The following is a 5,912-nucleotide window of genomic DNA, read 5'->3' on the forward strand; positions in this document are numbered from 1 at the left end:
TTCCCAGTGCAGCGCCGACTACGATGTGGAAAGTCCTATCACAAAGGAGTTTTTCGCCACGGTGCAGAACAAGCTCCACTATGCGGTCACCCATCATACCGCCGCCGAGATTGTATATGGCCGTGCCGACAGCACCAAGCCCAACATGGGGCTGACCACATGGAAAAACGCCCCCAAAGGCCGCATCCGCAAATCGGATGTCACCGTTGCCAAAAACTATCTGAACGAAACGGAAATGCGAAACCTGAACGAGATCGTCACCATGTACCTGGACTATGCGGAACGGCAGGCCCGCCGGGGGAATGTCATGTATATGGCCGATTGGGTCAAACGGCTTGACGCATTTTTACAGTTCAACGAGGAAGATATTCTGCATGATAAAGGCAAGGTGACTGCCGCCATTGCCAAAGCCTTTGCTGAGAAAGAGTTTGAAAAGTTCCGGGTATTGCAGGATCGGACCTATCAGAGCGACTTTGACCGGCTGGTTGCGGAAACTTCGGATGATCTGACAGAATAACCATATACGCAGAAAGCCCACGCCACCGGTTCTCTTTCCGGCTGCGTGGGCTTTTTCGTTCATCGCTTATTTCTTGTTTTGCAGCTGTTCATGGGCTTCCTGCTGGACGATCAGCCCAGCCGAAAAGCCATACTTGAAATGGCTCTCACTTTCCTCACACTGGGCGATAGCGTTCTGCGCCCGGAGTTCTTCCACCAGCGCATAGTCCTCTTTGCTGAGCCGCTGGGATAGCTGCTCCATCAACGCCGCACAGGTTTGGACCGCCTTGCGGTATTCCGAGGACGTGGGCACTACCGTTTCACAGGGATAAAACTCTCCGTTATACATGGCTTCCAAAATCATAGCGTTCCCTCCCTCAACAGTAGACCAGCTCCGCCAGGACGATTTCCTCGGCTCTGTTGTGGATGGAGTTCATGGAGCGCACCCATGCCATCTGGTCGGCAGCTTTCAGGGCTTCTGTGACGCTCTCTTGCTGCATCATGACTTTTTCGATAATTTCCAGACGCTCCCGGCAGGCGGTGTCGATTTCCTCCAAATGGGGAAACAGCTTTTCAGTGACAATGAGATCGGTATACAGAATGGGCCGGTGTTCTTTTAAGTAGGCACGGCGCAACCGGCCATATTTCCCGATATGGTACTCTTTGGTGTCCGATAACACAAGGTCGGGAATGAGATAGTCGCCGCATTTGGTGTAAGTCAGTTCCATACAAGGCTCCTTTCGCGGGAATGTGGTTGACAGTTACGGTAGGTTTGAGGGCATTCCTCCTTTATCATAACTGTCTTTTCATTCGCCACAAATGAGCCGCCAGTCATGATGTAATGTTTTTTGGTGTATTCCACCCTCTATACATTACATCATGGTTTGCGATGCTGGCACTCTCGCCCTGAAGGTCATCGTCTTTCGAGAGCCTGCAATAGATAGCTGCCCGGAATCCCCCGGCAAGCGCCGTGCCAATCACGTCATAATCTAATCCGTTCATCATAACCGTTTACCCACACAATCCAGACGGAACACGGTCACTTTGAACCTCGTCTTTATTATATCTCATTTCTTGTGTTTTAGCAAGATATTCTTTATCTGTTTTTCTGGTGTGTTTCTGTGCGATAAGGCTCACGAAAACGTCCGTAGCATCCAGTTCGCCGTCAAATACTGTGGTGACATGAATCTCTGTTTTATTTTTCGCCATAGGCAGTTGTCCTCCATACATGAAAACAGCCAGACAGGGGATAGCGGCAACGAAGTCCGGCAACGGGCTTCAAAAAACCTTGGAACTAATCCTTGTCTGGCGGCTGGGTTATTTTATACTTTTTCTTTTATTTTTCTGTTGCTTTGGTTGTTAAAGGGGAGAAAAGCCCGCAGTTACGGGATTTTTCCCGGCAACCGGGTCGGCAACGGGATAGCAACGGAGTGTGCAACGGGCTGTCCCTGCCCGGATTTTTTCAGAATGGAAGCTCCATCTGTTCCGGCACCGGCGTAAATCCTTCCGGGATTTTTTCCGTCCCGTTGCCGCTGTCCGTTGCCGGTTCTGTCCGTGCGTTTTCCCGTTCCCATCCTTTCTGCCTGCCGTACCCGGCAAACATCCGGGGGTTGGAGAAATAATTCCAGCCAGTGATGCACTGGTTCATTATCTCGTTGATTTCCCGTATCTCCCATTGTTTCGGCTCGTCAAAGTCATGGTTCAGGGCTTCTTTGTAAAGCTGTTTGGAGCAGACGGTATCGCCGGGGTAGCTGTCAAGGAAAGCCTGTATCATACCGGCCTTGGTGTCCTCCGGCATGAAGTCCCGCTGGTGTTCCTTTAAATGGCGCACCATTTCCGGGCTGAATGTCAGCTTCCACCTGCCGCTCCTGTAAATCTCCATCGCTTCCGCCCATACCTGATTCAGATAGGCTCTGGAAGCGGCTTCGTCCTCTAAAATGTGTGTTTCCGCCTGTTCCGGGCATACCTGTATAGGAATGAAGCGGCGGTTTCCTGAACGGTCAAGGGGCAGGAAGTCAAGGGCGTTGGATGTCCCGCCGAACACGCACTGCCTTGGACGGTCTGCCGGGTGGGTTTCATAGGGTATCTTGTAGACTTCCTTCTGGCGGCTCAAAAATGACTTGATTTCCTCTATGCTCCTGGCGTTTGCGGTGGCAATCATCTCCGACATCTCGATTATCCAGTGGCCTTGGAGTTTGCGGTATACGTTGTCATCGTCCAGCTTCCGCAGGTCATCGGAGAACCACTCGTCTTTGACTGCCAGCAGGCGGAAGAAGGTGGACTTCCCGGCTCCCTGCCCGCCCACCAGACAGAGCATGACTTCAAACTTGCAGCCGGGGGAAAATGCCCGGTGGATGGCTCCCAACAAAAACAGGCGCAGGGATTGGAAAGTATACTCGTCCTCACCGGCTCCCAGAAAGTGACGCAGGCAGGAGCGTATCCGTTCGGTTCCGTCCCATGTCAGGCCGTTTAAATAATCCCGGACAGGGTGGTAGCTGTTCTCATCGGCGGCAAGGGCGGCGGCGTCCTGTATCTTTTTCTCGCTTGTCAGGCCATAGGTCTTTTCCAGATACAGCCGGATATATTTCATGTCCGTGTCGGTCATGGGGCTTCCGGCAGTTCTTTTGTAGCCGATTGGCTTTAAAATATCGGTGCGGTCGGTCAGCAGGTTGTAGGCAACCGCCCCGGAAAGGAGCGGGTCGCACTGGAACACGGTCAGGCAGTTGCTCATGCTGTTGCGGAAACCGCCTTTTTCGGTGGTTTCCAGCATAGCCTTTACTTCCTCAACGCTCCGGGGCGGCTCTGCGCTGTCTGCCATGTTCGCTGTTTCCTGCCGTATCTGGGGCGGTAAATTCTGCCATCCGTCTTTCAAGGTTCCTCACTTCCTTTCCGTGTCCTGTGATAAGCGCCGCCCGCTCCTGAATGTCCCCGGAGAGAAGCACGTCCATCAGGTATTCCACCCGGCTCATGTTCTGCAGGGCTTCCACAAACCGGGGGTTCCACGCTTCATCCGGCTGGCGTGGGGCGTATTCCTCCTTCCAGCGGCGCAGGAGATGGTAATAGTCGGACAGCACCCGGAAGCAGTGCCGCTCCATGTGCCTGAATTTCTGTTCCTCCGTTTCTTTTCGCAAGCGTGGCCTTATGGGCTGCTTTTTGCCGTTCCTCCCATCCTCATAAGGGATAGAGAAGTCCTGTGCCAGCATAAGGGCGGCTTCTTTGCTGCTGATACCATGGAGCCGGGAAACAAAATCTATCACGTCCCCGGTGGCTCCGCAGCCGAAACAGTAAAAGCGGCGGTCAACCTTCATGCTTGGGTTCTTATCGTTGTGGAACGGGCAGACGCACATCCCGTTCCGGTTTACTTTGATTCCATAACGCTCCGCAGCCTGCCTTGTGGTGACGGACTGCTTCACGGCTTCAAATACGTTCAATAGGCGTTCCCTCCTGATAATGAAAAAGGCACCTGCCAGCGATTTCAAATCACAAAACAAGTGCCTGTTTAAAGTTCCATATTCTGTTGTTTCTGTGTCCGGGGCGGCTTCTGTTTCCCTGCCTGCTCCTGCCGGATGCGTTCCTGCCGCCCTTTCAGGCTCTCCTGTACGGATGGTTTCTTCCCCGGCTCGGCGGTCTGGCGGTACTGCTCGGATGGCAAAACCTGATTCAGCCAGTGGCGCACGTCACGCAGCACCTTCACATCTGCCTGAACCGCTTCCAGTTCCTTCTTTTGTCCGGGCAGGGCGGCGGCAAGCTGTTCCCGTTCCGCTTCCAAATCTTTGCGGGAGTAGGAATTGCCTTTCAGGTTGGCTTTCAAATACCGGATGGCGGCATTATAAGCGTCCAGTTCCTCCCGGTGGCTCTCCGCAAACTTCTCCTTTTTCTTCTTCCAGCCGATGGCGGCATACTCCGCATGGACTGGCTTGGCGGCTTCGTATTTGTCAATGTAGGAGAGCATGGTATTGATGGCTTTTATCCGCTTCTCGCTTTTTTTCATGCTCCCCATGACGGAAACAGCGGTCTGGCCGATTTCATCCAGCCGGGTGTCAAGGCTCTCCACGGTGGAGATTCCCTTTTTCCGCAGGAAGTCCATCGCCGCCTGCACTTTATTGTAATCGGCAACGGTTCCTTTCAGCTTCCCTCTGGAAGTCCAGTCGGCACGTTCCCCACTCCGCTGTTCCAGATACCGGAATAACAGTTCCGGGAGTGTCGGCTCCTTCGCCTGCTCCAATGCTTCCAGTAATACAGCCTTTTTCTCTTTTAAGTCAGACAGCCATCCCTTTAGGCTCCGTACCATCTGCCGGATGGACTGCATGAGCCGGTTGGCGGTTTTGATGTCCCGGTTCAGATTGCCGATGTTGGTCTGGATTCCTTTCTTCTCCATCTGGCAGGCGGCCGCTCCCATGTGGACGGTAGGGATTTGGTCAATCCCCTGTCGGGCATAGGAGCGCAGGTCAAGCCGTTCCGGGCGGTCATTGGCTTCCAGATAGCGGTTGGCCGTGTCCGCCCATCCCTGCCGCCAGATTTCGGCGTACTTCCGGTTGTTCCAGTCTACTGTGTTCTCCTTATGGCTTTTCCATCTGCCGGACGCAAGCCGGATGCGCTCCCCGTTCTTGTCAAGGTCGTACACTTTACGGCTCTTGGGGAGCCATTTGCCTTTTTCGTCCATCGCCCGCATGGTGAGCAGGATATGGGCGTGTGGGTTGCCGTCCCCCTTGTCATGGATGGCAAAGTCGGCAATCATGCCTTTGGAAACAAAAAACTCCCGGCAGTAGTCACGGATAAGGTCGGCGTACTGTCCCGGCGGGATTTCCCTTGGGATGGCAAGCACGAATCTCCGGGCAAGCTGGGAGTTCCATTGTTTTTCCTGCGCTTCGGCTGAGTTCCATAAAGTATTGCGGTCTGCAAACTCCGGCGGCACATGGGGCGGGAGCATGATTTCTTTGTGGGTGACTTCGTTCTTGTAGGGATAGTATTTCTGTTCCTGGTCATATTCAGAGAACAGCTTCTCGCCGCTCTGGTAGGCGGCGGCAGAAACAGCGGATTCATTGTTGCTCCGCTTGATGATGGTGATTTTACAATGCGGGCATGGCAAGAGTACGTCCTCCTTTCTCCCGGATTCGGGGCAAAAAAATAGCAGGATACCTTTTCAGATTTCCTGCTTGGGTGTGCCGTTGATGGGCGGCGGGTTATTTAATTTTTTAATAGTTTGTCAATTCGACAAATTGAAATTGAATTTATAATTTCCCTGCAAATATCTCTGCATCAATAGTGATTTCTGTATCGTTTCGGTGTTCATTTTGCCGGTTCCCTGGAAATGTCAAGAAATGTGCAGTCTGGAAACACCCAAAATCTGAAAAGCATGGTAATACAGCGCAGTTTTCCGAAGTGGAGCGTAGCGGAACGCAGGAAAACTGCGGCAG

7 protein-coding genes are annotated in these 5,912 nt (G+C 53.0%); 1 reads left to right on the forward strand and 6 read right to left on the reverse strand.

Going from position 1 to position 5,912, the window contains the following annotated elements; all coding sequences use genetic code 11:
* The coding region (rhuM, locus tag ACTQ34_RS17285) for a RhuM family protein (RefSeq protein WP_441364853.1) at positions 1 to 517 on the forward strand (517 nt) is incomplete at its 5' end.
* 66 nt (positions 518 to 583) lie between these two features.
* On the opposite strand, the gene ACTQ34_RS17290 is transcribed toward rhuM, so the two are convergent.
* From ACTQ34_RS17290 to mobQ, 6 genes are all read right to left on the reverse strand, one after another.
* On the reverse strand, positions 584 to 859 hold the full coding sequence (locus ACTQ34_RS17290; protein WP_176928136.1) for a DUF6809 family protein: 276 nt from the start codon (positions 857 to 859) through the stop codon (positions 584 to 586).
* Positions 860 to 872: 13 nt separating this feature from the next.
* Positions 873 to 1,223, reverse strand: coding sequence for a TnpV protein (locus ACTQ34_RS17295; RefSeq protein WP_235396224.1), 351 nt, complete (start codon positions 1,221 to 1,223; stop codon positions 873 to 875).
* Positions 1,224 to 1,506: 283 nt separating this feature from the next.
* Positions 1,507 to 1,704 (reverse strand): hypothetical protein, encoded by a 198-nt coding sequence (locus ACTQ34_RS17300; protein WP_070470237.1) that lies wholly within the window; start codon positions 1,702 to 1,704, stop codon positions 1,507 to 1,509.
* Between the two features lie 253 nt (positions 1,705 to 1,957).
* A complete protein-coding gene (locus ACTQ34_RS17305; protein WP_072853254.1) occupies positions 1,958 to 3,313 on the reverse strand; it encodes a virulence-associated E family protein in 1,356 nt (451 codons plus the stop codon).
* Positions 3,279 to 3,926, reverse strand: coding sequence for a CHC2 zinc finger domain-containing protein (locus ACTQ34_RS17310; protein WP_044478888.1), 648 nt, complete (start codon positions 3,924 to 3,926; stop codon positions 3,279 to 3,281). The genes ACTQ34_RS17305 and ACTQ34_RS17310 overlap by 35 nt, the downstream gene beginning before the upstream one ends.
* A gap of 68 nt (positions 3,927 to 3,994) precedes the next feature.
* Positions 3,995 to 5,584: a MobQ family relaxase gene (gene mobQ, locus ACTQ34_RS17315; RefSeq protein ID WP_044478890.1), complete on the reverse strand. Its 1,590-nt coding sequence runs from the start codon at positions 5,582 to 5,584 to the stop codon at positions 3,995 to 3,997.
* Between the last annotated feature and the right edge of the window lie 328 nt (positions 5,585 to 5,912).

It is taken from the genome of Agathobaculum sp. LCP25S3_E8 (assembly GCF_052117165.1).
GTDB lineage: Bacteria > Bacillota > Clostridia > Oscillospirales > Butyricicoccaceae > Agathobaculum.